At 72.2% G+C, this 24,536-nt stretch carries 25 protein-coding genes; 16 read left to right on the forward strand and 9 right to left on the reverse strand.

Annotated features, from left to right (window positions below; translation table 11 throughout):
* Positions 1-190: 190 nt before the first annotated feature.
* Together ACZ6Z8_RS19770 and ACZ6Z8_RS19775 are read right to left on the reverse strand one after the other, a co-directional pair.
* The gene (locus ACZ6Z8_RS19770) at positions 191-1,627 is read right to left on the reverse strand and encodes a metallophosphoesterase (RefSeq protein ID WP_465611326.1); all 1,437 of its coding nucleotides are present in this window, start codon (positions 1,625-1,627) and stop codon (positions 191-193) included.
* Positions 1,628-1,852: 225 nt separating this feature from the next.
* On the reverse strand, positions 1,853-3,010 hold the full coding sequence (locus ACZ6Z8_RS19775) for a LacI family DNA-binding transcriptional regulator (protein WP_270145572.1): 1,158 nt from the start codon (positions 3,008-3,010) through the stop codon (positions 1,853-1,855).
* Positions 3,011-3,369: 359 nt separating this feature from the next.
* Here ACZ6Z8_RS19775 and hisC point away from each other — a divergent pair, with 359 nt between their 5' ends.
* The 5 genes from hisC to ACZ6Z8_RS19800 all read left to right on the forward strand — a co-directional run bounded on the left by hisC (position 3,370) and on the right by ACZ6Z8_RS19800 (position 8,735).
* Positions 3,370-4,455: a histidinol-phosphate transaminase gene (gene hisC / locus ACZ6Z8_RS19780; RefSeq protein WP_465611327.1), complete on the forward strand. Its 1,086-nt coding sequence runs from the start codon at positions 3,370-3,372 to the stop codon at positions 4,453-4,455.
* A 333-nt stretch (positions 4,456-4,788) separates the two neighbouring features.
* Positions 4,789-6,135 carry an efflux RND transporter periplasmic adaptor subunit gene (locus ACZ6Z8_RS19785; RefSeq protein WP_465611328.1) on the forward strand — a complete coding sequence of 449 codons (1,347 nt, stop codon included), beginning with the start codon at positions 4,789-4,791 and terminating at the stop codon, positions 6,133-6,135.
* A gap of 2 nt (positions 6,136-6,137) precedes the next feature.
* Positions 6,138-6,935: an ABC transporter ATP-binding protein gene (locus tag ACZ6Z8_RS19790; protein WP_465611329.1), complete on the forward strand. Its 798-nt coding sequence runs from the start codon at positions 6,138-6,140 to the stop codon at positions 6,933-6,935.
* Positions 6,932-8,149 carry an ABC transporter permease gene (locus ACZ6Z8_RS19795; RefSeq protein WP_465611330.1) on the forward strand — a complete coding sequence of 406 codons (1,218 nt, stop codon included), beginning with the start codon at positions 6,932-6,934 and terminating at the stop codon, positions 8,147-8,149. The genes ACZ6Z8_RS19790 and ACZ6Z8_RS19795 overlap by 4 nt, the downstream gene beginning before the upstream one ends.
* A 13-nt stretch (positions 8,150-8,162) precedes the next feature.
* Complete coding sequence (locus ACZ6Z8_RS19800) at positions 8,163-8,735, forward strand: hypothetical protein (RefSeq protein ID WP_465611331.1); 573 nt, start codon at positions 8,163-8,165, stop codon at positions 8,733-8,735.
* A gap of 151 nt (positions 8,736-8,886) precedes the next feature.
* On the opposite strand, the gene ACZ6Z8_RS19805 is transcribed toward ACZ6Z8_RS19800, so the two are convergent.
* Both ACZ6Z8_RS19805 and ACZ6Z8_RS19810 read right to left on the reverse strand, forming a co-directional pair.
* Positions 8,887-9,087, reverse strand: coding sequence for a hypothetical protein (locus tag ACZ6Z8_RS19805; RefSeq protein WP_465611332.1), 201 nt, complete (start codon positions 9,085-9,087; stop codon positions 8,887-8,889).
* Positions 9,088-9,103: 16 nt separating this feature from the next.
* Positions 9,104-9,292: a hypothetical protein gene (locus ACZ6Z8_RS19810; RefSeq protein ID WP_465611333.1), complete on the reverse strand. Its 189-nt coding sequence runs from the start codon at positions 9,290-9,292 to the stop codon at positions 9,104-9,106.
* Positions 9,293-9,547: 255 nt separating this feature from the next.
* On the opposite strand from ACZ6Z8_RS19810, the gene ACZ6Z8_RS19815 reads away from it, so the two are divergent.
* The 4 genes from ACZ6Z8_RS19815 (at position 9,548) to ACZ6Z8_RS19830 (ending at position 13,749) form a co-directional block, all read left to right on the forward strand.
* Positions 9,548-10,768 (forward strand): helix-turn-helix domain-containing protein, encoded by a 1,221-nt coding sequence (locus tag ACZ6Z8_RS19815; RefSeq protein ID WP_465611334.1) that lies wholly within the window; start codon positions 9,548-9,550, stop codon positions 10,766-10,768.
* Positions 10,769-11,179: 411 nt separating this feature from the next.
* Positions 11,180-11,950: a DUF1963 domain-containing protein gene (locus tag ACZ6Z8_RS19820; protein ID WP_465611335.1), complete on the forward strand. Its 771-nt coding sequence runs from the start codon at positions 11,180-11,182 to the stop codon at positions 11,948-11,950.
* A gap of 163 nt (positions 11,951-12,113) precedes the next feature.
* Complete coding sequence (locus ACZ6Z8_RS19825) at positions 12,114-13,226, forward strand: hypothetical protein (RefSeq protein WP_465611336.1); 1,113 nt, start codon at positions 12,114-12,116, stop codon at positions 13,224-13,226.
* Positions 13,227-13,326: 100 nt separating this feature from the next.
* The gene (locus tag ACZ6Z8_RS19830) at positions 13,327-13,749 is read left to right on the forward strand and encodes a hypothetical protein (RefSeq protein ID WP_465611337.1); all 423 of its coding nucleotides are present in this window, start codon (positions 13,327-13,329) and stop codon (positions 13,747-13,749) included.
* Positions 13,750-13,878: 129 nt separating this feature from the next.
* Here the strand turns inward: ACZ6Z8_RS19830 and ACZ6Z8_RS19835 are convergent, their stop codons facing one another.
* Positions 13,879-14,325 carry an anthrone oxygenase family protein gene (locus ACZ6Z8_RS19835; RefSeq protein WP_465611338.1) on the reverse strand — a complete coding sequence of 149 codons (447 nt, stop codon included), beginning with the start codon at positions 14,323-14,325 and terminating at the stop codon, positions 13,879-13,881.
* A 90-nt stretch (positions 14,326-14,415) separates the two neighbouring features.
* Between ACZ6Z8_RS19835 and ACZ6Z8_RS19840 the strand changes: the two genes are divergently transcribed.
* Together ACZ6Z8_RS19840 and ACZ6Z8_RS19845 are read left to right on the forward strand one after the other, a co-directional pair.
* Positions 14,416-14,994 (forward strand): TetR/AcrR family transcriptional regulator, encoded by a 579-nt coding sequence (locus tag ACZ6Z8_RS19840; protein WP_465611339.1) that lies wholly within the window; start codon positions 14,416-14,418, stop codon positions 14,992-14,994.
* 145 nt (positions 14,995-15,139) lie between these two features.
* The gene (locus tag ACZ6Z8_RS19845; RefSeq protein ID WP_465611340.1) at positions 15,140-15,610 is read left to right on the forward strand and encodes a DUF3995 domain-containing protein; all 471 of its coding nucleotides are present in this window, start codon (positions 15,140-15,142) and stop codon (positions 15,608-15,610) included.
* A 75-nt stretch (positions 15,611-15,685) separates the two neighbouring features.
* On the opposite strand, the gene ACZ6Z8_RS19850 is transcribed toward ACZ6Z8_RS19845, so the two are convergent.
* The 3 genes from ACZ6Z8_RS19850 to ACZ6Z8_RS19860 all read right to left on the reverse strand — a co-directional run bounded on the left by ACZ6Z8_RS19850 (position 15,686) and on the right by ACZ6Z8_RS19860 (position 18,222).
* Positions 15,686-16,456 (reverse strand): MerR family transcriptional regulator, encoded by a 771-nt coding sequence (locus ACZ6Z8_RS19850; RefSeq protein WP_465611341.1) that lies wholly within the window; start codon positions 16,454-16,456, stop codon positions 15,686-15,688.
* 4 nt (positions 16,457-16,460) lie between these two features.
* Complete coding sequence (locus tag ACZ6Z8_RS19855; RefSeq protein ID WP_465611342.1) at positions 16,461-17,300, reverse strand: alpha/beta fold hydrolase; 840 nt, start codon at positions 17,298-17,300, stop codon at positions 16,461-16,463.
* Between the two features lie 100 nt (positions 17,301-17,400).
* On the reverse strand, positions 17,401-18,222 hold the full coding sequence (locus tag ACZ6Z8_RS19860) for an alpha/beta fold hydrolase (protein WP_465611343.1): 822 nt from the start codon (positions 18,220-18,222) through the stop codon (positions 17,401-17,403).
* 255 nt (positions 18,223-18,477) lie between these two features.
* Here ACZ6Z8_RS19860 and ACZ6Z8_RS19865 point away from each other — a divergent pair, with 255 nt between their 5' ends.
* Positions 18,478-19,224 (forward strand): GbsR/MarR family transcriptional regulator, encoded by a 747-nt coding sequence (locus tag ACZ6Z8_RS19865; protein ID WP_465611344.1) that lies wholly within the window; start codon positions 18,478-18,480, stop codon positions 19,222-19,224.
* A gap of 53 nt (positions 19,225-19,277) precedes the next feature.
* On the opposite strand, the gene ACZ6Z8_RS19870 is transcribed toward ACZ6Z8_RS19865, so the two are convergent.
* Positions 19,278-20,366: a nuclear transport factor 2 family protein gene (locus ACZ6Z8_RS19870; protein ID WP_465611345.1), complete on the reverse strand. Its 1,089-nt coding sequence runs from the start codon at positions 20,364-20,366 to the stop codon at positions 19,278-19,280.
* Positions 20,367-20,512: 146 nt separating this feature from the next.
* On the opposite strand from ACZ6Z8_RS19870, the gene sigJ reads away from it, so the two are divergent.
* The 4 genes from sigJ (at position 20,513) to ACZ6Z8_RS19890 (ending at position 24,484) form a co-directional block, all read left to right on the forward strand.
* On the forward strand, positions 20,513-21,400 hold the full coding sequence (gene sigJ, locus ACZ6Z8_RS19875) for an RNA polymerase sigma factor SigJ (RefSeq protein ID WP_465611346.1): 888 nt from the start codon (positions 20,513-20,515) through the stop codon (positions 21,398-21,400).
* A gap of 88 nt (positions 21,401-21,488) precedes the next feature.
* Positions 21,489-21,965 (forward strand): carboxymuconolactone decarboxylase family protein, encoded by a 477-nt coding sequence (locus ACZ6Z8_RS19880; RefSeq protein WP_465611347.1) that lies wholly within the window; start codon positions 21,489-21,491, stop codon positions 21,963-21,965.
* Positions 21,966-22,183: 218 nt separating this feature from the next.
* Positions 22,184-22,972, forward strand: coding sequence for a response regulator transcription factor (locus ACZ6Z8_RS19885; protein WP_465611348.1), 789 nt, complete (start codon positions 22,184-22,186; stop codon positions 22,970-22,972).
* Positions 22,973-22,984: 12 nt separating this feature from the next.
* The gene (locus tag ACZ6Z8_RS19890; RefSeq protein ID WP_465611349.1) at positions 22,985-24,484 is read left to right on the forward strand and encodes a sensor histidine kinase; all 1,500 of its coding nucleotides are present in this window, start codon (positions 22,985-22,987) and stop codon (positions 24,482-24,484) included.
* The last annotated feature ends 52 nt before the right edge of the window (positions 24,485-24,536 follow it).

Genomic DNA, 24,536 nt, shown 5'->3' on the forward strand with positions numbered 1-24,536 from the left:
CTCGGAACGCCGGGACGGGCGCGGAGGCGGGCCGCCGGACGGGCGGCCGGGTGTGGTGTGCCTCATGTTAGGGGCGGGCGCGGCCGTGCTGACAGTCGGTTTCCGGAATTTCGCGCCCCGGACGGCGCGCGTGCGGGGGCCCGGGCGCTGGGAACAACTGTTCTAGTGAAGTCCCACTATTGAACGATCGTCAGATAGGCAGCCGGGCGACCAGCAGCCGGCCCTCCATGGTGACCCCGCCGTCCATCGCCACCGCCAGGTCGTCCGCGTACACGTACGGCCCCGGGATGTGCGGCGGCTGTCCGTCGTCCGCGTGCACCGCGCCGGTGAGGTACGGGATCGGGCTGTGCCCGTGCACGATCCGGGAGCCGCCGTAGGTGTCGAGCAGCTCGTGGACGGCCGTCGGGCCGGCGTCGCCGCGGAAGGCGAAGCGCTTGGTGAAGCGGCGGAAGCAGTCCCACCACTCGTCCACCCCGCCGTCGGCGAGCAGGCTGTGCACCGCGTCGTTGACGTCGGGGATGGACTCGCCGTACTCCAGGTACGCGGTGGTGTCGGAGTGCAGCAGCAGGTGCCCGTCCTCCAGCCCGATGGCGGGCAGCCGGGACAGCCAGCTGATGTGGTGGGCCTCCAGGCGGTCCAGGTCGTTCTGCTGGCCGCCGTTGAGCCGCCAGGCGGCGAGGAAGGAGGCGGTGCCGGCGGTGGACTGGACGGGCTCGTCGCCGTACTTGTGGGCGCCGAGGAAGAGCAGTTCGTGATTGCCCATCAGGGCGCGGCAGTAGCCGCCGGCCGCGGCCGCCTCGGCGGCGAGCTGCATGACCAGGTCGATGACGCCGATGCCGTCCGGGCCGCGGTCGGTGAAGTCGCCGAGAAACCAGATCCGGGCGCGGCCGGCCGACCAGTGGCCGTCGGCGTCGATCAGGCCCTGGTGGTGCAGTTCGGCACGCAGCTCGTCGAGGTAGCCGTGCACGTCGCCGACCACGTACACCGGGCCGGGCGGCTCGCCGGGGCCGGGGGCCGGGTAGGGGTAGGTCGGGGCGGCGGGGTCGGGCAGCGGCGGGCCGAGCTCGATGGTCGGCGGGTCGTCGCGCTCGGCGAGCTGGAGGGCCGGGGAGGGCTGGTCGGGCAGGGTGGGCTCGTAGCCGGGGTGGTCCTGGACGTCATGGCCCGAGTGGACCTCGTGGCCGGAGTGGACCTCGTGGCCCGAGTGGACGTCGTGGCCGGTGCGGACGTCGTGCCCCGAGCGGACGTCGTGGCCGGCGTGCTCCGGGGTGTCGTAGCCGCCTTCGTACCCGGCGGCCTCGTACCCGCCCTCGTAATCCCCCTCGTAGTCGCCCTGGCCCTGGTGCGAGAAGACCGCCGCCTGGTCGACCGGCCCCTGGTCGGTGCCGAGCCCCTGGGCGTGCACGGTGTGCCCGTGGCCCTGGCCGTCGGCGGGCCAGTGCTGCTCCAGGTAGCGTGCGCCGCCGTAACCGCTGTAGGTCTCCGCTTCGTACGGTGCGCTGCTCTGGTAGCCCGCGGCGGGCTCGGGTTCGTAGTAGGTGCCGTACGGCAGCACGTCGAGGTCCGGCTGGTGGCGGGGGCCTGAGTGGGGGTGCTCAGGTCCGGGGAAGCGGTCCTCGGGTGTCATTCGCCCATCATAGGAAGACCACTCTCCCGGCGTCGTCACCTGGTGGGTATCCAATCCTCCGGAGCGTCAGCCGGGCGGCACCGCAAGGTCCGTTTTGTCCCGGCTCGATAGGGTCTTGCCGACCTCTTGCCGACCTGCCTACCGGCGGAGCGCCGACCTGTCGGCGGTCGTCGGTGTCCTGCGGTCGTCGGCCTCCCGGCGGCCGACGACCGGTGCGCGCGAGGTCTACACCTCGCCCGGCGGGCGGGGCGGGCTGACGGTGGTGCGCGGGCTCCGCCGCTGGGAGGAGGCGCGGACGATCAGCTCGGTCGGCATCAGGGTGCCCGGCGGCGGGCCGTTGCCGGCGGTGCGGAAGCGCGGCGGGAAGAGCCGGGCGATGTCCACGCCCGTCCCGGAGTCGACGCCCTCGATGGCGTCGATGAGCAGGTTGACCACGGTCGTGCCGATCTTGCGCGGCTTGAGCGAGAGTGTGGTGATCGGCGGCTCGGTGGCCGCGTAGACGTCGCTCTCGCTGCAGCAGACCAGCAGCAGGTCGTCCGGCACCCGCAGGCCGTAGCGGCGGGCGGCGGCCAGCAGGTCGGTGCCGTTGGGGTCGAACAGGCCGTAGACGGCGTCCGGCCGGTCGGGGCGGGCGAGCAGCCGGTCGGCGGCGACCGCGCCGGCCGCCGGGTCGTGCGCCGGGTAGGCCTCGTACACCGGCTCCTGGCCGACCTTGGCGCACCAGCCGAGGTAGGCCTCGGTGGAGAGCCGGGTGTAGGTGTCGGTGCTGGTGCCGGTGAGCAGGCCGATCCGGCGGGCGCCGGCCTCGGAGAGGTGGTCGAGGATGCCGAGTACGGCCGCCTCGTGGTCGTTGTCGACCCAGGCGGTGACCGGGCAGTTGCCGGGCTTGCCGTCGCTGACCACCGGCACGCCGGACCGGTACAGCTCACTGACCAGCGGGTCCTGGTCGGGCGGGTCGATCACCACGGTGCCGTCCAGGGCGATGTTGCCCCAGACGTCGTGGCGGGAGGAGGCGGGCAGCACCACCAGCGCGTAGCCGCGGCCCAGGGCGGCGCTGGTGGCGGCCCGGGCCATCTCGGCGAAGTACGCGAACTCGGTGAAGGTGAAGGGCTCTTCGCCGTAGGTCGTGACGGTGAGCCCGATCAGGCCGGACCGTCCGGTGCGCAGGGTGCGGGCCGCCGCGGAGGGGCGGTAGCCGAGGCGCTCGGCGACCTCGCGCACCCGGCTGCGGGTCTCGTCGGGCAGGCGGCCCTTTCCGTTCAGCGCATCGGAGACGGTGGTGATCGACACTCCGGCGGCTGCTGCCACATCCCGGATGCCGGCCCGCTCCAGACGCCGTGAGGTGGTAGGTCGCCGACCGCTCTGGTTGGCTGCTGCTGTCATGGCGGACCGATCGTATGGCTCCTGACAAGGGTCTGTGACCGGCGCATCGGGAGCCTTCGGAGATACGTTTCTCCAAGAGTGAGCCGGGGTGCGCCCCTTCGATCCCCTTCTGAAACCAGGCTTCTTACCTCTGACATGTGCCAAAGGAACCGGGCAGAATGGCTGATCTGCGCCTGTAACCCGTCCGGGCATCTCACTCCTACGGGTGAGGGCGGTCGGTATCGTGCAAGGCACCCGACCGGGGTGGTCCGGCAGGCGCGTCCCGAGATCCCGGGGGCGGAGCCGGGTCCCGGGGTACGGCGGCGATCCCGACCGTGCCAGGGCGGGCGGACCGGCAGAGAACACGAAGGAGTACGACCGTGAGCAGTGGTACCTCAGCGCAGGGCCCGCGCCTGCGCCCGAGTCTGGACGGCATCCCCACCTACAAGCCCGGCAAGCCGGCCGGCGCCGACGCCTACAAGCTGTCCTCGAACGAGAACCCGAACAACCCGCTGCCCGGCGTCCTGGAGGCGGCGGTCGCGGCGGCCGGCTCGTTCAACCGCTACCCCGACATGGGCGTCAGCGAGCTGACCGCCGTGCTGGCCGAGCGCTTCGGCGTCCCCACCGAGCACATCGCCCTCGGCACCGGCTCCGTCGGCGTCGCCCAGTCGCTGGTGCTCGCCACGGCCGGCCCCGGCGAAGAGGTGATCTTCGCCTGGCGTTCCTTCGAGGCCTACCCGATCATCACCCAGATCGCCGGTGCCACGCCCGTCCCGGTCCCGCTCAAGGCCAACGGCGACCACGACCTGGACGCGATGCTCGCCGCCGTCACCCCGAACACCCGGCTGATCTTCGTCTGCAACCCCAACAACCCCACCGGCAACGTGGTCCACCGCGCCGAGCTGGAGCGCTTCCTCGACGCCGTCCCCGGCGACGTCCTGGTGGTCGTCGACGAGGCCTACATCGAGTTCATCCGCGACCCCGAGGTGCCCAACGGCATCGACCTCTACCGCGACCGCCCGAACGTCTGCGTGCTGCGCACCTTCTCCAAGGCGTACGGCCTGGCCGGCCTGCGGGTCGGCTTCGCGATCGCCCACGAGCCGGTGGCGGGCGCCCTGCGCAAGACCGCCGTGCCGTTCGGCGTCAGCCAGCTCGCCCAGGACGCCGCCGTCGCCTCGCTGCGCTCGGAGGAGGCGCTGCTGGTCCGGGTCGAGGCGCTGGTCGAGGAGCGCAACCGGGTCGTCGCCGGGCTGCGCGCCCAGGGCTGGGACATCCCGGACTCGCAGGCCAACTTCGTCTGGCTCGGGCTCGGCGAGCGCTCGGCGGACTTCGCCGCGGCCTGCGCCGCGGCCGGGGTGATCGTCCGGCCGTTCCCGGAGGGCGTGCGGGTGTCCATCGGTGAGACCGAGGGCAACACGATCTTCCTGTCGGTGGCGGAGGCCTTCCGCAAGGAGCTCGACGGCTGATCGGTCGCCGGTCGCCGGTCGCGGGTCGCGGGTTTCCGGTTTCCGGTCCCGGCTCCCGGCTCCCGGTTCGCAGGGGCGCACTCCTCGGGGGTGCGCCCCTGCGGCGTTCCCGGGCGCCCCCGCGTTCGTGGAGGTGGGATCCCTGAGGAAGCCCTGCCGGATGGCTGGGGATCGCTGGGAGGGCGCTGGGAGTTCGGCCAACGACGGCCCACGGCCCGGCCAAGGCGCCCGTTCGGGGTGGGCGATTGGGGCGGAATGCCCGGATCCGGCCGGTCAGTCTTCTCCCAGCCGCCGCCCAGGGCAGCGCAAGAGCGCCCGGCGAAGCTGTCCGCCATGAAGGTGCTCCCACGGCGGCGAGGCGCCGTCCTCGTCAACTCCGCGCTCGGCGTGGCCCTCCTGGGCGGTGCGGCCCTGGTGTACGCCACCGTCAACGGCAGCGGCGGCACGGCGGCCGCCAAGCCGGTCGCCCGTACCGCGACCGTCGCCAAGGGGACGGTCCTGGCCACCGTGTCCGGAACCGGCACCCTGGTCTCGCCGACCGACGCCGCCCAGGACTTCATCACCGGTGGGCGGCTCACGGCCGTCAAGGTCGCGGTCGGGGACGTCGTCAAGAAGGGGCAGGTCCTGGCGACCGTCGACACCACGGCGGCCCGGCAGCAGGTGGACGCCGCCCAGGCGGCCCTGACGACGGCGAACGCCAGCCTCACCAAGGCGCAGGCCGGCGTCACCACGACCACCACCGAGCCGCTGCCCGGGGCCACCACAGCCCCGCAGGGCGGCAGCGGCGGCGGTCGCGGGGCGGGCGGGAGCAGTACGCCCGCCCCGCAGACCACCACCATCACCACCACCAAGGTGGACGACGCGGCCGTCGCCCAGGCCCAGCAGCAGGTCGCCACCGCGCAGACCAACCTCTCCAACGCCCAGGCCGCGCTGGCCGGTACGACGCTCACCGCCTCGGTGGACGGTACCGTCGCCTCGATCGCGGCGAAGGCCGGCGACACCGTGGGCTCGCCGGCCTCGGGCTCCGGTTCCTCCTCCACCGCCAAGTCCGCCGGTGCGAGCGCCGGTTCGGGCTCGCCCAGCGGCTTCATCGTGCTGACCAACCCGACCGGGATGCAGGTCACCGCCAACTTCTCCGAGCTGGACTCGCTCAAGCTGAAGAAGGGCGAGGCGGCGACCGTCACGCTGAACGCCCAGTCCGACACCAAGCTCAACGCGACCGTCCTGTCGGTGAGTTCGCTGCCGTCGAGCAGCGGGAGCGGCGCGGCCGGCTCCTCCGCCGTGCAGTACGCGGCCACCCTGCGGCTCACCGGCGACACCAGCACCCTGCGCACCGGCCTCAGCGCCACCGTCCAGGTGATCACCGGCGAGGCGGACAACGCGCTCTCGCTGCCGACCTCGGCCCTGTCCGGCACCGGCTCCTCGCGGACCGCGACGGTGGTGCGGGAGGGCGGTGCCACCGAGCGGGTGGACGTCGGCGTGGGCGTCGAGGGCGACAGCACCGTGCAGGTGGTCTCCGGGCTCAAGGAGGGCGACAAGGTCGAACTCCCCACCACCAGCGGCAACAACGGCTTCCCGAACGGCTCCTTCCCGGGCTTCGGCGGCGGCGCCGGCGGCGCGGTCGGCCTCCCGGGCGGCGGTGGCGCCGGCGGTGGCGGCGGCCGGGGCGGTAAGGGCTGAGCATGCAGCACGTCATCGACAACCGTGTCCCCGCGACGCCCGTACCGGTGATCCGCATCCGCCGGCTCACCAAGTCGTACGGGCACGGCGACGCCACCGTGCACGCCCTGCGCGGTCCGTCGCTGCCCGGGACGGACGAGCCGGCCGGCGTCGACCTGGACATCGAGCAGGGCGACTACGTCGCCGTGATGGGCAGTTCGGGCTCCGGCAAGTCCACGCTGATGAACATCCTCGGCTGCCTCGACGTCCCCACCTCCGGCCGCTACCTGCTGGACGGCACCGACGTCGGCCACCTGGACGAGCAGCAGCTCTCCCTCGTCCGCAACCGCAAGATCGGCTTCGTCTTCCAGTCCTTCAACCTGGTCCCGCGCACCACCGCCCTCGCCCAGGTCGAGCTCCCGCTCGCCTACGCGGGCGTCCGGGCCGCCGAGCGCCGGCGGCGGGCGATGGCCGCACTGACGCTGGTGGGGCTGGGTGAGCGGGCCGGACACAAGCCCAACCAGCTCTCCGGCGGGCAGCAGCAGCGCGTCGCGGTGGCCCGGGCGCTGGTCACGGCGCCCGCCATGCTGCTCGCCGACGAACCCACCGGCAACCTGGACAGCCGCTCCACGGAGGAGGTGCTGGGCCTGATCGACGGGCTCAACGCCACCGGCCGCACCGTCGTGCTGATCACCCACGAGGACGAGGTCGCCCAGCACGCCAAGCGGGTGCTGCGGCTGGTCGACGGGCAGATCGTCAGCGACGTCCGGCAGGCGGCCGCGGACGGGCTGCCACCCGCGCTCCTGGGGGTTCCGGCATGATCCTCTGGCAGACGCTCCGCTTCGCGGCCGGTGGGCTCGCGGCCAACAAGGTGCGGTCGGCGCTCACCGTGCTGGGGGTGCTGATCGGTGTGGCCTCGGTGATCCTGCTGCTCGCGGTGGGCAACGGCTCGTCGCAGGCGGTGAAGGACTCGATCACCTCGCTCGGCACCAACTCGCTGACGGTCAGCTCCGGTTCGGCGGCCGGCGGATCGCGCTCGGTGTCCTCCGTGAAGAAGCTGACCGTCGCCGACGCCAAGGCGCTGGCGAGCGACGCGGACCCCGGCGCCTCGGCGATCAAGTCCGTGGCGCCGGTGGTGACCACCAGCGCGACGGCGCTGTACGGGAACGTCTCGTACAGCCCGGGCTCGGTCGTGGGGACGTACCCGGCGTACTTCGAGACCGCCAACCAGAAGGTCGCGCACGGCGAGTACTTCACCAACGACGACGTGCTCGGTTCGCGCAAGGTCGCGGTGCTCGGCGCCACGACGGCCAAGCAGCTGTTCGACACCGAGGACCCGGTCGGGAAGAAGATCGTGCTCGGCGGGACGCCGTTCACGGTGGTGGGCGTGCTGCAGACCAAGGGCGGCAGCGGGTTCACCGATCCGGATGATGTGGTGATCGCACCGCTGCCGACCGTGCAGAACGCCTTCACGGGCTTCGGGGCGGTCAACCAGATCCTGGTGCAGGCGTCCTCCGCCGACACCACGACGGCGGCGCAGTCGGAGATCACCCGGGTGCTGCTCGGCACCCACGCGATCGCCGATCCCACGAAGGCCGACTTCCGGATCACCAACCAGGCCTCACTGCTCACGGCGAGGGAGAGCACGACGAAGACCTTCACCGTGCTGCTCGGCGCCGTCGCGGCCATCTCACTGCTGGTCGGCGGGATCGGGATCACCAACATCATGCTGGTGACGGTCACGGAGCGGACGCGGGAGATCGGCATCCGCAAGGCACTGGGCGCTCCCCGGGCCGTGATCCTGGGGCAGTTCCTGACCGAGTCCACGCTGCTGTCGGTGATCGGCGCGGGCTTGGGCGTGGCGGCCGGGATCGTCGGCTCGCACTTCAGCATCGTCGGCATCAAGCCGGTGGTGATCCCCGAGTCGGTGCTCGGCGCGTTCGGCATCGCCGTCGCGATCGGACTGTTCTTCGGCAGCTACCCCGCCAACCGGGCCGCCTCGCTGCGGCCGATCGACGCCCTCCGGCACGAGTAGGAGCACTTCTTCGATGAATCACGACGAACAGGTTGCGCTGCTCTCCACGCCGCCGGACGCGCAGGACGTGAGCGCGGAACTGGCCGCACCGCCGAGGCGGAAGCTGCCGTGGCTGACGCTGGTGCTCGCAGGCGGCGTGATCGCCACCGGGGCGTTCGCGGGCGGGGTCTGGTACCAGCAGGGGAACGGCGCTTCGAGCGGCAGGTCCTCCTCCCCCCGAGCGGCTGCTGCCGCTTCGGCGGGAGGCGGGTACGGCCAGGGCGCCGGGCGCCGAGCCGGTCAGGGGCAGGGTCAGGGCCAGGGCGGCTTCACGCGCGGCACCGTCAAGGCCGTCGACGGGAACACGGTGTACCTGACCGACGCCAACGGCAACACCGTCAAGGTCACCACGGCGGACTCGACCAAGGTCCAGCTGAACAAGGAGGGCAAGGTCGCCGACCTCCAGCCCGGGCAGAGCGTGACCGTCGTCGGAACGCCGGATTCCAGTGGCGGGTACAACGCCAGCCAACTCGTCGAGGGCGCCGCAACCGGCGGCTTCGGCGGCGGTGGCTTCGGAGGTGGAAACCGGAACCCGTCCGGAGGCTGACCCCCTGCAGTCGTCGGACGCCCGCGAGGCCCTCGCCCTCCCCGGACGCCGGCGGTCGGCTGGGTCCGTTGCACTTCCGTTGCTCTTCCCCGCTGGATTCATCCAGCGGGGAAGAGTGCTGTCAGGGGGCGGGGCCGCTTCGGTGCGTCCGTCAGCGGAACGGCAGGACCTGGGTACTGCCGCCGGCCAGGATGTGCCGGTACTCGCTGTCACCGTCGAGCGGGCGGTAGTTGAGCACCGGATCGCCGGCTCGCACGAGGGCGGTCGCACATCCGAGGCACCAGGCTTGTGGCGGCTGCGGGTCGAGATCCTCGATCACCGCAGGAGCAGAGCACTGCGTGCAGTCCACCATCGGGCCCTCCCCGAGGTCAGGCCCAGGTGGAGCCGCACGAGGTGCAGCCCCATCGGCCGTCCATGGTCTGGTAGGTGGCACCCGATCCGCAGACCGGGCACACACGGGCGCTCGGCTCGTCGACCCGCTCCAGCAGGGTACTGGGCGTCGGGTCGTCGGCGGGCTCGGTCTCGGTGACGGGCTTGTCGAGCAGGCTGGTGCTCATGGCGTCTCTCCTAGGGATGGCGTGGCAGAGGTACGCCGGCCGGGCATTACCAAGGGAACCCGGCTTGGTGCCTGGTGCGGGTGCCGCGCGGAGGCTCCCGCACACCGCGTGCGTGCCCCGCACGCCCCGTGCACGCCCTGCCTTGGGAAGCCGCCCACTCGATACGGTGGCTACTCCGCGCACACGAGGGGCAACGAGGTGTCACATCAGCGTCAGTTCGGGACGGTCATCAGGGCCGCTCGGTGTGCACAGCGGATGACCCAGGCCCAGCTGGGCCTGGCATGTGGCTACTCGGCGTCCGCGATCAGCCGGGTTGAGGCGGCCGTCCTTCGGCCGACGGAGCGGGCGCTCCGGCTGATCACGCAGGCGCTGGACCTGCGGCCTGACACCGTTGGGCTGGGCAGACCGGCTACTCTGACAGAGGATGTGACTCTGGATCAGGAGGACGCCATGCTCCGTAGGCAGCTGCTCGTGGCCGGTATGGTCGCTGCCGGGGCGTCAGTCCTGCAATCCGCCTCGGCGGCTGCCGCGCGGCCGGACGCATCGGCCCGGATCGTCAGGGCCCTGTACGGGGCCGAACCATCTGCACCCACGTCGCTGCAGCAGCTCAAGACGTCCCTGACTTCGGCACGCGCACAGTTCACGGCGGCCCGCTATCGGCAGCTCGGCAACTCCCTTCCCGGCCTGTTGGGATCGGCGCAGGCGACACGGGATGCCTTGTCCGGCCGGTCCCGTGAAGAGGCCCATGGATGCGTGGCCCGTTCCTGGGTGCTGGCGACGGAACTCGCGCTGAAGGCCCACTCCGACGTCGCGTGGCCGGCGGCGGATCGGGCCCTGGCAGCGGCCCAGGCCGGCGGCGACCCGGTAGTGCACGGAGAGGCGGCTCGGGTTCTGGCGATCACGATGCGGCGTTCCGGCCGCCCGGCCGCCGCTGTCGATCTGTTGCGCCGCACCGCTGACTCGCTCTCGCAGGACCGGAGCGACGTGTCCTGGGCCGTGGCGGCGACTCTGTTGATGACGGCCGCCTACACGGCTGCGTGCGGGCAGCGCCGCGGCGACGCCCTCGACCTCATGGCCGGCGCAGAGGACGCGGTCGACCGCCTGACCAGCGCCAGACATCGGCCGGGCACCCCGCTGTTCACTGTCGACGCCACCGGCGCGCAGGCGGACCTGTACTGGATCGGCGTACACACGGCGCTGGGCACACCGGACGAGGGAGTTCGGTACGCGACGCGGATCTCACCGCGGCAGTTGCCGACAGCCGAGCGCCAGGCCCGGTACGGCACGGACTGCGCGCGCATGTGGCACCGTCTCGGCGACGACCGCAAGACGTTCGCGGCGCTGCGCTTCACGGAGCAGGTGGCCCCGGAGGAGGTGCGGCGACCGGCCTTGCAGGCGCTCACAGCGGACCTGCTGTACGCCCCGGTCGCGGTGGCCGGCGTGCGGGAGTTTGCCGCGCGTACCGGGGTCTCGTGAAAGCCGACGGGGCCGGTCGGAGCGAGTTCGACAGCCCCGACCGTCGACCTGATACCCGCGAGCTGCCCATCCGGCCCCAGCTCCTGCGCAGGAAGTCGGCCCGGCCGACTTCCTGCGCATTTCTTCAGGCCGCCGTCGTACTACGGCGTTCGGCAGCCTGGACCGCCACATCTGGCTAATCGATGTGCAGCTCCTCGGCAGTTCACCTGTGGTCTCTTGTGTCTCGTACGGGGCCACCGGTAGACACGGGTGGATTTTCGTTCCCTCCCGCAGATTGGCCGTTCGATGGCTCGTACGACTCCGCCGCGTCCGCTCGATGTCGGGGCGGTCTTTCCTGAGGTGGCGGCCTTTCGCCGGGCGGCCACTCGGCTGCATCCGAGGATCGGCAACCCGGGTGTTCGGGACAGTTCGATGGGAGGGCCGGTGCTCTGGCCGCGCTCGGAGCCGTGGCCGCACTGCGCGGACGGGCATCCGCGCACCTCGTACGCGCCGCCGAAGGACGCCGAGGGGCCGTTCCCGCTCGTACCCGTTCTGCAGCTGTTCGCCGCCGACGTGCCCGGGCTCGAATTCCCTGGTGGCACCGACCTGTTGCAGGTGCTGTGGTGCCCGTTCGATCACGAGCCCGGCTATGTGCCGCGGCCCGAGGTGTACCGCTGGGACAGCTACCGGAGCGACCTCGAAGCGGCGGCGCCGGCCGGCAAAGAGGGCGTGCAGGACGCCTATCTGCCGAATCCGTGCGTCCTGCACCCGGAGCAGGTCGTCGACTACCCGAGCTGGGACCTGCCGGAGGACGTGTACGACGCGCTCCGAGCCAGGTTCGAGGAGGTCGAGGAGGAGACCGGCTGGTCCTACGAGGCCCACCTGTCCGTGTCCGACGGGATCAAGGTCGGCGGCTACCCGACCTGGAGCCAGGACCCGGACTGGCCCACCTGTCGAAGCTGCGACCGCACCATGGAGCACCTGCTGACCGTCAACAGCGTCGAGTTCGACGGCGCGAGCTGGCGCACCTGGCTGGCCGTCGAGGACACTCCGGCGGACGGCGAGATCTGGGACCTTCCGTACGAGGAGCGGACGCGGATCCAGCGCCCACACGGCCTGATGCTCGGTGACATGGGCGGCATCTACCTGTTCGAGTGCCCCGACTGCCCGGACCGGCCGTTCGCCTACCGCTCCGACTCCTGAGGCCCCATCGCCGTCTGCCCTTCCCGCCTTCCCCGCAGGAGGCCGCCGCTGGTTGATCCACCAGTTCTGCGGGTTCGCCCTGCACTCATCACCAGTAGTTCCCACGCTCTGCCCGTTGCTTCAATTCGGATCGCCTCGCGCAACCCGACACGGAGGAACCGGCATGGAACAGCGCACAACCACCCTTGCGGGGAAAGCCCTGCTCATCGGTGCCCTGCTCACCCTTGCAGCCCCGGGCACGGCGTACGCCAACACCGCGGCCGTCACCGTACGGACTCCGGGGGCCACCCTCGGCCCGACCGCCATCGACTCGTCGATCTCCACCAGCGCCCACTGCACCGGTGGCCTGGTCTCAGCAGGCGGCATCGACCAGGCCACCGGCACGGGCACCGGCTCGAACGGCAACCACGTGCTGGGCACCGAGCCGAGCTCGGACGGGACCACCGAGTACACCGGCAGCACCGGTGTCGTCGGCACCGACCTCACCTACTGGATCGCCAAGGGCGGCAGCGGAGGTCAACTCAACTCCGCCTTCTCCACCACGCCTTACGCGCTGTGCCTGACCAGCAACCGGATCCGGCACACCCAGGTCGTGATGAACCAGGTCGCCGGTCCGACGGTGTCGCAGACCGCGAAGCCCGTCACCGCCACCTGCCCGGCCGGCACCCTCCTGATCGGCGGCGGGGCCCGCACCACCCCGGCGAGCGTCGGCAGCCTCAAGCCCGTCGCGAGCTTCCCCACCTTCGACGACGTCGCCCACGACTTCGGGAAGAAGGCCGCCGCCGACGGCGAGACCGACCCCGACTCCTGGACGGCCGTCGGTGGGATCGGCGGCGGCCGCGACGCCGGTAACACCACCTACGCGTACGCGATCTGCAGCGGCGCGGACGACCACGTCAAGGGCGTCACCACCAAGGTGCGGTTCAGCGAACTCAGCGGCCCGACGGTGGCCGGCACCCACCGGACGGCGACGGTCGGCTGCGACACCCCGGGCGAGTGGCGCCGACCCAGCGGATGGCACCTGCTCAGCGGTGGCGCGGCAGCCAGTGGCGGCAACGTGACGACCACCGACTTCAGCAAGGCCGGCTCCGGCGGCACCCACCTGACCGGCAGCTACCCCGGCGACGCCGACGGCACCCCGGCCGCCGACGGATCCACCGAGCCCGCCTCCTGGACGGCCACCGTCCACGTCGGCGGCTCGCCCTCGCCGGACACCTACACCGACGTGTGGGCGCTCTGCCTGGACAGCCGCCACGGGGCGGCCGGCGGACGTTAGGGGGTGGGTCTGGCCCCACCCCAGGTGTGGGGCCAGACCGGTGTCGGGCCGCTCGCCGCCTCCGTAGATTCGTTCTCACCACGACACGGAGGACAGAACCATGGCGATCACCGCGACTGCGAACCTCGGCAACTCCCGTACCCGCGAGGCCTTCGCGACTGCGAAGAAGTGCGTCGCGCTCTTCGGTGCCATCGGCCTGATCACCCTCGCGACCGTCGTGGTCATGGCCTCCACCGGCCACGGCACCACCCCGTTCATGTGGATCCGCGGCGTCATCTTCCCGGCCCTCGCGCCGGTGCTCCTCCGCCTGGCCGGCCGCGCCGCCGAGGGTTCCTACAAGGCCTTCGACCGCGTCCGGACCCTCTCCACCGTGATGCCGATCGCGGTCATCGCCGTCGACCTGATCCCCGGCATCTGCCCGGCCTGGTACGCCGTCCTCCAGGGACTCTCCGCACTCGCCCTCGTCCCCGTCGCGGTCCTCACCCGCACCAAGGCCGTCGCCACCGCCTTCCCCAAGCAGTGACCCCGAGCCCCGCTCAGGACATCGGAACAACGAGGCGCAGGAAGTCGGCCGGTCCGACTTCCTGCGCGGTCCCTTTTCCCCGGTGGTCGGACGAGGTTCCCCGGCGGTCGGACGAGTTCCCCCGGGCGGTCAGACGAGGGCGGCGACCAGCAGGGTGAAGGCGGCGATGATGACCGCGACCCGGACGTAGTGGAAGCGGTTCCAGCGGTTCAGCTGCTCCTTCCAGTCGGCGGGCCGGTTCTCGGGGGTCCACGTCTTGTTCCGGTTGTTGATCGGGACGAGCAGCAGGACCGACATGATCACGCTGACGATCAGCAGCACGGCGGCGGTGACCACCAGCCCGGCGCCGTGGCGATGCCATCCGGCGACGGCCCAGATCGCGCTCAGGACGAGCGAGCCGATGTACCAGAACGGCATCAGGGCGCCGAGCATCCGGCCCCCGTGGGCGTTGGCGAGTTGGGTGCTGTCGTCGGGGAGTGCGTTGAAGATCGGGTTCATGACGAAAGCGACGGAGAACTCCACCCCCACCATCACGCCGACGACCACCGTGGTGAAGACCTCAAGTGCGTTGAGCATGACGTTCCCTCCGGCATCTAGCGCTGCTAGCTGATGAAGCAAGACTAGGCCTGCTGCCGCTCTGTTGTCTAGCGGTGCTAGGATCGACTCATGTCGGTACAGGAACGCAAGCAGCGCGAACGGGCGGAGCGCGAACGCCTCATCGTGGCCACGGCCCGTGAACTCGCCGAGCAGCAGGGCTGGGACGCGGTCACCACCCGCCGCCTCGCCGAGCGCATCGAGTACAGCCAACCCGTCCTCTACAGCCACTTCCGGGGCAAGCGCGAGATCATCGGCGCGGTCGCCCTCGAAGGTGCCACCGAGATGGCCGCGGCGCTGCGGGCCGCGACCGCCGCCGCGGACGGCCCGCGCGCCCGGGTCACCGCCCTCGCCCGGAGTTATCTCGACTTCGCCGCCCGCAACCCGGCGGTCTACGACGCCCTGTTCCAGCTCGACGGCGGCCTCGCCTTCGCGCAGGAGGACACCCCGGAACCCCTCAAGGACGCCTTCGCCGCCCTGCTGGAGAGCCTCGGCGAGGTCGCCGGCGACGGCGTCCACCCCGGAGTGTTCACCGAGACGTTCTGGGCGGCCCTGCACGGACTGGCCACCCTGACCCGGGCCGGGCGGCTCCCCCCGGAGTACGTCGACCAGAGGGTGCAACTGCTGGTGGACCGGCTCGCCGTCGCCTGACGGTGAGGATGTGGAGCTGATACCCGGTCAGCGACAGCCCCAGGGGCTCCCGCCGTGGGGATGAGTCAGAACTCCCCTTCCCAGGGGAGGGGGTCGACCCGCCGGGACGATCCGCCGCCCGCCCCCGGACGGCGAACGTGGAGGCATGAAGACCACCACCCTCCGGGCCGCCCACGTCGCCGCCTACGCCGCCGCCACCTGGTCCGCCGCGTTCTCCGTCGTTCACCTGTACTGGCTGCTGGGCGGCCGGACCGGCCTGCCGGACGGGCTCTCGGTCACCGGCAACACCCCGCTGCTGGTGATCGACGTCCTGGCCATCCCGGGTTGCGCGGTCGCCGCCGTGCTCGCCCTGGCGATCGTCCGGCCGTGGGGCGGGCGGCTGCCGGCCAGGCTCCTCGGCCACGTCCTCCGGGGCATCACCGCCGTGCTGCTGGTGCACTCCCTGCCGTCCGTCCCGGACTGGCTGGCCCTCGCCACCGGCGCCCGGACGACCGCCGACCTCGACGCCATGGACCGCTTCGCGACCCTGCTCTACGAGCCCTTCTTCATGACCGGCGGGCTGCTCTTCGGCCTCGCCACCCTCGCCACCCTCGGCACGCCCGGTCGCCGACGGTGACGCCCGAGCAGCGCCGAAGCGAAACGGCAGGCCCTGGAACGGGGTGCCCGGCCGCGGGTGCCGGACCGGCCCGGGCTACGGGACGTCGACGCCCGCGGCGCGCAGCTTCTGTTCGATCAGCGCGGTGAGGCGGGTCCAGCCGGGCCGCTCGTCCTCGCCGTGGTGGGTGAGGAGTTCGTGGCGGGTGTCGCCGTCCTGGCGGGAGCGGAGGCCGCCCAGGGTGGGCAGCAGGGAGGGGTCGGCGATGAAGTGGGCGGCGACCTCCTCGGCGAGTTCCTCGATCCTGGGATCGTCCGGGTCCCACTTCCCGGCGCTCCAGGTGAGCTTGATGACGGCGACGTGTCCCGGGTCCTCCAGGCCGTGCTCGATCTGGGCGAGGTAGTCGTCGAAGCCCTCCGGCATCAGGGCCCGGACCAGCACCAGGCCCTCGTGGGCCGTCCTCAGGTCGTCCGCGTCGAAGCCGAGTTTGGGCATCCGGTCGAGCAGGGCGCGGGCCCGGGCGGGCAGCAGGACCCGGTCGCCGGTGGCGAGTTGGCGCAGGGTCTCGCGCCGGGCGATCAGTTCGTCGATCCTCGCGGTGAGGTTCTCCTCGACGTCGACGAGGGCGGCGGCGAAGTCCTCGGGACCGGCGTCGAGGATGGGGGCGATCTCGGCGAGCGGCACGCCCGCCCCGGCCAGGGTGCGCACCTGGACCAGCCGCAGCAGTTCGGGGCTGCCGTAGCGGCGGTAGCCGGAGCGGTCGCGCGCGGGCTCCTCGACCAGGCCGCTCTTGTGGTAGTGCCGGATGGTCTTCACCGTGACACCGGCGAAGGCGGCGGCCTGACCGATCGTTACTCCGTCCGTCATGGCGTCAGTTGACCAGCCCGTACCGGAGGGCGGCAACCTCCCGGACGGCGGCGGCGATGGCGCGGAAGTCCTTGCGGACGATGGTGGTGTGCTTGCTCGGGACGGTGGCGCTGACCCGGACGTCGGGGTTGCGGGCGAGGATCGGGTCGAGGGTGGCGCGCATCGCGGCGAGGCCTTCGGCGGTGCCGCCGAGGCTGGCGCCGGTGGCGACGAGGTAGCGCATCGGGAAGTTGACGAGGTCGAAGACGGCGGCGCTGTCGGCGACGATCTCGTTGAGCTCGATGTTGATCTCCGCGTGCTCGGCGGCGGACATCCGGGCGGCCATGCCGAGCGGGCGGACCAGCGGCATCAGCGGGGCGAACCGCTTGAACAGCTTGCGGATCTGCTCCTTGCCGGCCTCGCGGCCGCCTTCGACGGTGGCGAGGTAGTCCCAGGGGTAGCCGCCGTCGACCATGACGGCGCCGGCCAGTCGCTCGGGGTTGCGGGTGGACCAGTGCAGGGCGAGGGCCGCGCCGTAGGACCAGCCGACGATGATCGGGTTGCGGGCGCCGGTGGCGGCGAGGACGGCGTCGATGTCGCGCAGGCAGGCCTCGAAGCTGTAGTCGGCGGACTTCCGCGACCCGCCGCGGGCCCGCTCGTCGAAGGTGATGTGCCGGTAGCCGTCGCCGAGTTCGGTGATGACGCGCCCCCAGTCCTTCTGGGTGCAGTAGGAGCCGTTGAGGTAGAGCACGGGGCGGCCGTCCCCGCCGGTGTCGGTGACCGCCAGGGCGGTGTCCTCGACCGGCAGCATGCGGGTCCGGGGGCGGTGGGTGGTGGTCCGTCGGGCGTTCGCGTTCGTCTTCATGCCTCCAGCGTCGGGGTTGACCTCGGGTCAAGGTCAACCCCGGTTCCGGCACCACTTCCGGCGGGCCGGTGGGCGGTGCCGCGGCAGCGGGCGGTGTTGCTCAACTCTCCTGCCGGGCAGGAGCGGTGGCGACGGCGTGGATGGTGTCGGCGACGGTCCGGTGGTCCTTGCGCAGGATCTTGGAGTGGTTGCTGGGGACCTTGGCGGCGATCCGGATGTTCGGGTTCTCGGCGGCGATCCCGGTGATGACGGTGCGCAGCCCCTCGATCGTCCGCTCGTCGGCTCCCAGGTTGCCGCCGGTGGCGAGGACGTAGTGGACGGGGACGGTCAGCCGGTCGAAGAGCGGGAGGAGGAGGGCGGGGGCGGACAGGCCGATAAGTTCGAGGTTGATCTCGGCGTGCTGGACGGCGCTCATCCGGGCGGCCAGGCCGAGGCGCCGGCACACCGGGAACAGCGGGCTGAGGCGGGCGAAGAGGCCGCGGATCCTGGCCTTGGCGGCCTCGTCGAGCGGCTCGACGGGCATCGCGCCGTCCACGGAGACCGCGCCCAGCACCCGATCGGGGTGGCGGTCGGCGTAGTGCACGGCGACCATCGCGCCGTACGACCAGCCGACCAGGACCGCCCGCCGCACGCCGCGGGCGTCCAGCACGGCGTCCAGGTCGCGCAGGCAGGCCTCGAAGGAGTAGTCGGAGGCGAGGGCGGACTTGCCGCGGGCGCGCTCGTCGTAGGTGATGTGGCGGTAGCCGTCGCCGAGGTCGGCGATCACCCGGCGCCAGTGCGAGCGGTCGGCGTAGGAGCCGTTCAGATAGACCACGGCGGTGCCGTTGCCGCCGGTGTCGGTGACGGCCAGGGCGGTGTCGTCGACCTCGACCGTGCCCGACCAGGCGGGGATCCCGGTGGCGGTGTCGGTGCGCTTCTGCATCGTCGTCCCTTCCTCTGCTCCGGCAGCCGGCCACTGCGGCCAGCTGCTTTCTCGTGACGGAAAAGCTACGTTGCGTTTAGCGATCCAGCAACTAGTTCGTTGCGTAAAAACGGCAACTGTGCAGGTGGATGACGGGAAATCATTGCAACCGTCATGCAAGGAATGCAACGCGGGCCATCCCGTCCATTGCAATGGACTGGAGATGAACGCTACCTTGTACGGAGAGACCGAACACGGAGCACGAAGGAGGCCGCGATGCCGGGCGGCAGACTCACCCAGCAGGAACGCCAGCAGATCGCGCTGGGACTGGCCGACGGCCTCGCCTACGCGGAGATCGCCAGGCGCCTCGACCGGCCGACCTCGACCGTCACCCGCGAGGTGATGCGCAACGGCGGCCCCACCGCCTACCGCGCCGACCTCGCCCACCGCGCCACCGGCCACCGGGCCCAGCGCCGCCGGCAGCCCGCGGCCCACGGGGCGAACGCCACCCCGCAGCCGCACGGCCGCGACGCCGAGGCGGTGCGCGCCTTCGAGGAGGTGCTCACCACCGTCATGATGCAGTCCGGCATGCCCAGGATGATGGCGCGGGTGCTGTCCTGTCTCTACATCACCGACGACGGCAGCCTCACCGCCGCCGAACTCGTCGAGCGCCTCCAGGTCAGCCCGGCGACCGTCTCCAAGTCGATCGCGTTCCTGGAGAGCCAGGGCATGGTGCGCCGGGAGCGCGACGAACGCCGCCGCGAGCGCTACTTCATGGACGACGACATGTGGTACCGGTCGATGGTGGTCAGCGCCCGGGCGACCGCCCAGCTCGGCGACACCACCCGCCAGGGCGTCGGCATCCTCGGCGCGGGGACCCCGGCCGGTGTGCGGCTGGAGAACATCGCCCGCTTCCTCGACTTCATCTCCGAGTCCATCGCGCGAGCCGCCGAGCAGGGGCGCGAGGTGCTCCACGCGAAGCCCGAGGTGCTCCACGCGAAGCCCGAGGCGTCCTCGGACTGACCTGCGGCGATGCGCGGGAAGTCGGGCCGGCCGACTTCCCGCGCGTCCGCGTCTCAGTAGCCGATGGCCTCGCGCAGCAGCAGCACGGTGCCCCGCGCGAAGCGCGTCGGCGCGTTGAGCACCAGGAGCTGGTTGACGGCGCTGGCCTGGCCGTAGGTGGCCCGGGCGCGGGCGTCTTCCAGGGGGAGGGCGTGCTCCTCCAGGCGGCGCATGGCGGTGGGCAGGTCGGGGACGACCTTCTGGGCGCCGACGATCCAGACCGCATGACCGGCGCCGCCGGCGTTGGCGGGCAGCTGGCTGCCGGAGCCCGAGGCGATCACCAGGGAACCGGTCTCGGTGGCGGCGACGACGCTGCCGACCGCGACGTCGGGGCCGGCCAGCAGGCGCCGGAGATCGTCGGCCTCGGCCTCCCGGTCCATGTTCAGCGCCCGGGACCTGACGGACCGGTAGCGGCCGCCGGAGTTGAGGTCCTCGTCGATGCCGGACAGCCGGAGCGTCTCGCTGGCGGCGGTGAACACGGTGGCGTCCGCCGGGACCAGCTCCCTGAGGCGGGCACGGGCGGCGGCCGCGTCGTCGAGGATCTCGACGGTGAAGCCGGCGGCCGCCAGCGCGGCCGCGGCCCGCTCCAGCCGCTCCCCGTCCGCCGGGGCGGTGAACGCGGTGGAGGCACCGCGGTCGGCGGCCTCGGCGACGGCGTCCCGCGCATCACGCGGGGCCGAGCCGCCCAGCGGGCTGGTGTCGACGTACCGGACCTCGTAGACCCGCTCGGCGAACCGCCAGCCGTCCGCGGTCCGCTGGTAACGGTCGTGGTAGACGGCGTAGTTGAGGCCTTCCTGGCCGTCCTTGAGGCGGACGACCTCGTGCAGCAGGGCGCGGCCGGTCGCGGTGTCGCCGTCGACCCGGATCGCGCCGGGGTGGGTGTTCTGCACGAAGAAGTCCCACTGGGCCTGGAGCTTCCTGCGCCCGGCGTCGATCTGCTCCCTGCCTACCAGCTCGACCGGGACATGGGGCATCCGCAGCGCGCCGTCCGGCGTGAACAGGCCGGCGAGCCGCTCGCCGTCGCGCATCATCACCGCGTCGGTGAACTCGGCCTGCAGGGCCTGGATCCCGACGAGGTCGGCGATGGCCTGGAAGTCGTTCACGGTGGTTCCTCCCTACCGTTCGGTTTCCGTCTGCCGGGTACGACACGGCAGCGCGCCGGAATGTGAGGCGGGGGCGGACGGGGGCCGACGTCACATTCCGGCCCGCTGTCCTGTCATGAGGGCAGGAGACGAACCGGAGGCGGAGCATGGACCAGGACCTGAGCGTGATCATGGGTGAGCGGCGCCGGCTGACCAACGTGGCGTACCGGCTCCTCGGCTCACTCGCCGACGCCGAGGACGTCGTGCAGGAGACCTACGCCCGCTGGTACGCCATGCCCCCGCACCAGCGGGACGCCGTGGTCTCGCCCGGCGGCTGGCTGACCACGGTCGCCAGCCGGATCTGCCTCAACCAGCTCGGCTCCGCCCGGGCCCGGCGGGAGCGCTACGTGGGCGAGTGGCTCCCCGAGCCGCTGCCCGAGCGCCGGGAGGGGCCCGACGGCGCGGCGGCGGACCCGGCGGACCGGATCACCCTCGACGAGTCGGTCAACATGGCCTTCCTCGTCGTCCTGGAGACGATGACCCCGGCCGAGCGCGTGGCGTTCGTCCTCCACGACGTCTTCCAGTACCCCTTCGGCGAGGTGGCCGCGATCGTCGGACGCTCGGCGGCGGCCTGTCGCCAGCTGGCCTCCTCCGCCCGGCGCCGGATCCGTGCGGCGCGGGCCCCCGCGACACCGACGGGCGTGCAGGCCGGCATCGTCCGGGAGTTCAAGCGGGCCTGGGAGGCCAAGGACGTCAAGTCGCTCATGGACCTCCTCGACCCCGACGCCACCGTGATCGCCGACGGCGGAGGCCTGGTCGCCGCCCTGCTGGAACCGCTCACGGGCAGCGAGTGGATCGACCGCACCGGTGTCCACGGTGACCGGGTCACCGCCGGGCTGACGCTGCTGGAGAGCACCGTCAACGGCCTGCCCGGCCTGGTCGCGCGGCAGGACGGCGTCACGGACACCGTGATGGCGTTCCGGATCGCCGAGGGCCGGATCACCCACATCTGGGCCGTGCGCAACCCGGAGAAGCTCCGCGCCTGGCAGGTGTGAGGCAGGCCACGTCCCGGTCTGTCACGGACGGCCCGGCTGTCCTGTCACAGAGGACGGCAACGCAACACCGACCCCGAGGGAGCACACCATGGAAGCTCGTCTGAACGCCTTCACCAGCCCCGTGATGGGCAAGGTCTTCAAGCACCTCATCGCCGCGAACCAGCCGATCGCGGACTCGACCCTCCCGTACGCGACCCAGGAGCTGGTGCGGCTGCGGGCCAGCCAGATCAACGGCTGCGGCTACTGCGTCGACATGCACTTCAAGGACGCCGTGCACGCGGGCGAGGAGGCGACCCGGCTGAACCTGGTCGCGGCCTGGCGCGAGGCCACCGTCTTCACCGAGGCCGAGCGGGCCGCCCTGGAGCTGGCCGAGCAGGGCAGTCGGCTGGCCGACGGCGGCGGGGTGACGGACGAGGCCTGGGAGAACGCGGCGAAGTACTACGACGAGGAGCAGCTCGCGGCACTGGTCTGCGTCATCGCGCTGATCAACGCCTTCAACCGCGGCAATGTCATGATCCGTCAGCCCGCCGGCGACTACCGGCCGGGCCGGTTTGCCCAGCACTGACCGTCGGAACGGTGTGACGCGGTGCGGCCGGGGAGCGTGCTCCCCGGCCGTTCGGCGTTCCCGCGCACCCGTGCGCACACCACCGAGCCGCACCCCGGGGGGCTTGTCGCCCAAAAACCGACCGATAAGGTGTTAATCCAACATTCATCCATGCCGCATAGCCTCCGGGGGCTAGCCTCATGCTGAACGTCATCGTCCGACCGGGAGGCGAAACCGCCGTGCAAGGCACTGTCACCACACCGGGCGGCTCCACCGTGGCCGGGGGCCAGGGCGAGGCCTTCCTCCTCGTCGTGGACGACGAGCCGAACATCCGCGAACTGCTCGCCGCCTCGCTGCGGTTCTCCGGGTTCCGGGTGGCCTCCGCCGCGAGCGGGACCGAGGCCCTGGAACTGATCGCCGCCGAGCGGCCGGACCTCGTGGTCCTCGACGTGATGCTGCCCGACCTCGACGGCTTCACCGTCGTCGAGAAGCTGCGCGAGCGCACCAGCCGGGGCCAGATCGCCGGACCCGCGCACGGTCACCCCGGCGACCACCTGCCGGTGCTGTTCCTCACCGCCAAGGACGGCGTCGGCGACAAGGTCCAGGGCCTGGCCGCGGGCGCGGACGACTACGTCACCAAGCCGTTCAGCCTGGAGGAGCTGATCGCCCGGATCCGCGCCATCCTGCGCCGGGCCGGCGGCCCCTCCGACGACGGCCGACTGGTCGTCGCCGACCTCAGCCTCGACCCGGTCGCCCACGAGGTCACCCGGGCCGGCACCCCCGTCGCGCTCTCCCCGACCGAGTTCAAGCTGCTGCACTACCTGATGGCCAACGTCGGCCGGGTGGTGTCCAAGGCGCAGATCCTCGACCACGTCTGGGCCTACGACTTCGGCGGCGACCTCTCCATCGTCGAGTCCTACATCTCCTACCTGCGCCGCAAGCTCGACTCCGGCCCGGCGCACGGCCCCAAGCTGATCCACACCGTGCGCGGCATCGGGTACGCGCTGCGCCGCCCCCCGCAGGGCTGACCGGACCCGCTCGTGTTCAACCGCTTCACCTCCCGGCTGTCGCTGCGCGCCCGGCTGCTGGTCCTCGCCCTCGCGCTGGTCACCACCGGGCTCGCGGTCAGCGACACCTTCGTGCTGGGCACCGTACGGGCCCAGCTGGTGGAGCAGCTGGACGAGCAGCTCCAGCGCTACGGGCAGCCGCTGTCCCGCAAGGCCCCGGTCCAGGTGACCGCGCCGGGTGCCGGGAAGCCGGGCGTCAACGGGCGGCGGATCAGCCTGCCCAGCCAGTACCTGGTGCAGTGGCTGTCCTCGGACGGCAAGGTCCAGGGCTCCCTGCGCCAGCCCCTCTCGGACACCGACCCGGCGCCGCAACTGGCCGGACTGGACCCGACCCAGACCGCCCCGGACACCCCCTTCGACCTGCCCGACCAGCGCGGCCACCACAGCTGGCGGGTGCTGGTGCTGCCGCTCCAGCCCCCGCGCGCCCCGGCCACCGGGGCCGCCGCGTACGTCTCGCCGGCCAGCACCCCGACGTACGTCATGGTCGCCGTCTCCCGCGAGGACGTCGACGCCACCACCGGCCGGCTGAGCACCTCCTTCCTGGCCATCGGCGGCGGCGTCCTGGTGCTGATCACGGCGCTCGGCTTCTTCGCCGTGCGGGCCGGGCTGCGGCCGCTGCGGCGGATCGAGGCCGGCGCCGAGCGGATCGCCGCCGGCGAACTGTCCCACCGCATGCCCGAACTGTCCCCGGGCACCGAGGTCGGCCGGCTGTCGATCGCGCTCAACGGCATGCTCACCCAGATCGAGGCGGCCTTCGCCGCCCGCGCCGAGTCCGAGGCCCGGATGCGGCGCTTCGTCGCCGACGCCTCGCACGAGCTGCGCACCCCGCTGGCCGGCATCCGCGGTTTCGCCGAGCTGTACCGGATGGGCGCGCTGCCCACCGAGGCGGACGTCACCCGCACGATGAGCCGGATCGAGAGCGAGGCGGTCCGGATGGGCGCCCTGGTCGAGGACCTGCTGGTGCTCGCCCGGCTCGACGAGGAGCGCCCGCTCGACCTCGCCCCGATGGACCTGCGCACCCTCGCCGCCGACGCCCTGCACGACCTCACCGCCCTCGACCCCAGCCGCCCGGTCGCGCTCACCGGCCCCACGGGTACCGGCGCGCCCGGCGCGGCGCCCGTCCTCGGCGACGAGGCCCGGCTGCGACAGGTCGTCACCAACCTGGTCGGCAACGCCGTCAAGCACACTCCGCCCGGCACCCCGGTGCGGATCGGCGTCGGCGGCGGGGCCGACGGCGTCTGCCTGCTGGAGGTCGCCGACTCCGGGCCCGGCCTCACCGAGGAGCAGGCCCAGCGGGTCTTCGACCGCTTCTACCGCGTCGACGCCTCCCGCAGCCGCGACAACGGCGGCGGCGGCGGACTCGGCCTCGCCATCGCCACCGCCCTCACCCGCGCCCACGGCGGCACCCTCAGCCTGGACACCGCCCCGGGCGCCGGGGCCACGTTCCGGGTCGAACTGCCGCGCCAGCGCTGACGGATACCGCCCGAAGCTCCTCGATCGGGTGACCCGGAACCCGTTCACCCGC

It is taken from the genome of Kitasatospora sp. NPDC101108 (assembly GCF_055584725.1).

Excerpts from the sequence above, each read along its gene's own strand:
- ACZ6Z8_RS19770 (WP_465611326.1), bottom strand. The coding sequence starts at position 1,627 with ATGACACCCGAGGACCGCTTCCCCGGACCTGAGCACCCCCACTCAGGC.
- ACZ6Z8_RS19810 (WP_465611333.1), bottom strand. The coding sequence starts at position 9,292 with ATGAGCACCAGCCTGCTCGACAAGCCCGTCACCGAGACCGAGCCCGCC.
- ACZ6Z8_RS19825 (WP_465611336.1), top strand. The coding sequence starts at position 12,114 with ATGGAACAGCGCACAACCACCCTTGCGGGGAAAGCCCTGCTCATCGGT.
- ACZ6Z8_RS19830 (WP_465611337.1), top strand. The coding sequence starts at position 13,327 with ATGGCGATCACCGCGACTGCGAACCTCGGCAACTCCCGTACCCGCGAG.
- ACZ6Z8_RS19835 (WP_465611338.1), bottom strand. The coding sequence starts at position 14,325 with ATGCTCAACGCACTTGAGGTCTTCACCACGGTGGTCGTCGGCGTGATG.
- ACZ6Z8_RS19800 (WP_465611331.1), top strand. The coding sequence starts at position 8,163 with ATGAATCACGACGAACAGGTTGCGCTGCTCTCCACGCCGCCGGACGCG.
- ACZ6Z8_RS19880 (WP_465611347.1), top strand. The coding sequence starts at position 21,489 with ATGGAAGCTCGTCTGAACGCCTTCACCAGCCCCGTGATGGGCAAGGTC.
- ACZ6Z8_RS19840 (WP_465611339.1), top strand. The coding sequence starts at position 14,416 with ATGTCGGTACAGGAACGCAAGCAGCGCGAACGGGCGGAGCGCGAACGC.
- ACZ6Z8_RS19845 (WP_465611340.1), top strand. The coding sequence starts at position 15,140 with ATGAAGACCACCACCCTCCGGGCCGCCCACGTCGCCGCCTACGCCGCC.
- sigJ (WP_465611346.1), top strand. The coding sequence starts at position 20,513 with ATGGACCAGGACCTGAGCGTGATCATGGGTGAGCGGCGCCGGCTGACC.
- ACZ6Z8_RS19865 (WP_465611344.1), top strand. The coding sequence starts at position 18,478 with ATGCCGGGCGGCAGACTCACCCAGCAGGAACGCCAGCAGATCGCGCTG.
- ACZ6Z8_RS19790 (WP_465611329.1), top strand. The coding sequence starts at position 6,138 with ATGCAGCACGTCATCGACAACCGTGTCCCCGCGACGCCCGTACCGGTG.
- ACZ6Z8_RS19850 (WP_465611341.1), bottom strand. The coding sequence starts at position 16,456 with ATGACGGACGGAGTAACGATCGGTCAGGCCGCCGCCTTCGCCGGTGTC.
- ACZ6Z8_RS19860 (WP_465611343.1), bottom strand. The coding sequence starts at position 18,222 with ATGCAGAAGCGCACCGACACCGCCACCGGGATCCCCGCCTGGTCGGGC.
- ACZ6Z8_RS19785 (WP_465611328.1), top strand. The coding sequence starts at position 4,789 with ATGAAGGTGCTCCCACGGCGGCGAGGCGCCGTCCTCGTCAACTCCGCG.
- ACZ6Z8_RS19855 (WP_465611342.1), bottom strand. The coding sequence starts at position 17,300 with ATGAAGACGAACGCGAACGCCCGACGGACCACCACCCACCGCCCCCGG.
- ACZ6Z8_RS19795 (WP_465611330.1), top strand. The coding sequence starts at position 6,932 with ATGATCCTCTGGCAGACGCTCCGCTTCGCGGCCGGTGGGCTCGCGGCC.
- ACZ6Z8_RS19815 (WP_465611334.1), top strand. The coding sequence starts at position 9,548 with ATGACCCAGGCCCAGCTGGGCCTGGCATGTGGCTACTCGGCGTCCGCG.
- ACZ6Z8_RS19820 (WP_465611335.1), top strand. The coding sequence starts at position 11,180 with ATGGGAGGGCCGGTGCTCTGGCCGCGCTCGGAGCCGTGGCCGCACTGC.
- ACZ6Z8_RS19775 (WP_270145572.1), bottom strand. The coding sequence starts at position 3,010 with ATGACAGCAGCAGCCAACCAGAGCGGTCGGCGACCTACCACCTCACGG.
- ACZ6Z8_RS19805 (WP_465611332.1), bottom strand. The coding sequence starts at position 9,087 with ATGGTGGACTGCACGCAGTGCTCTGCTCCTGCGGTGATCGAGGATCTC.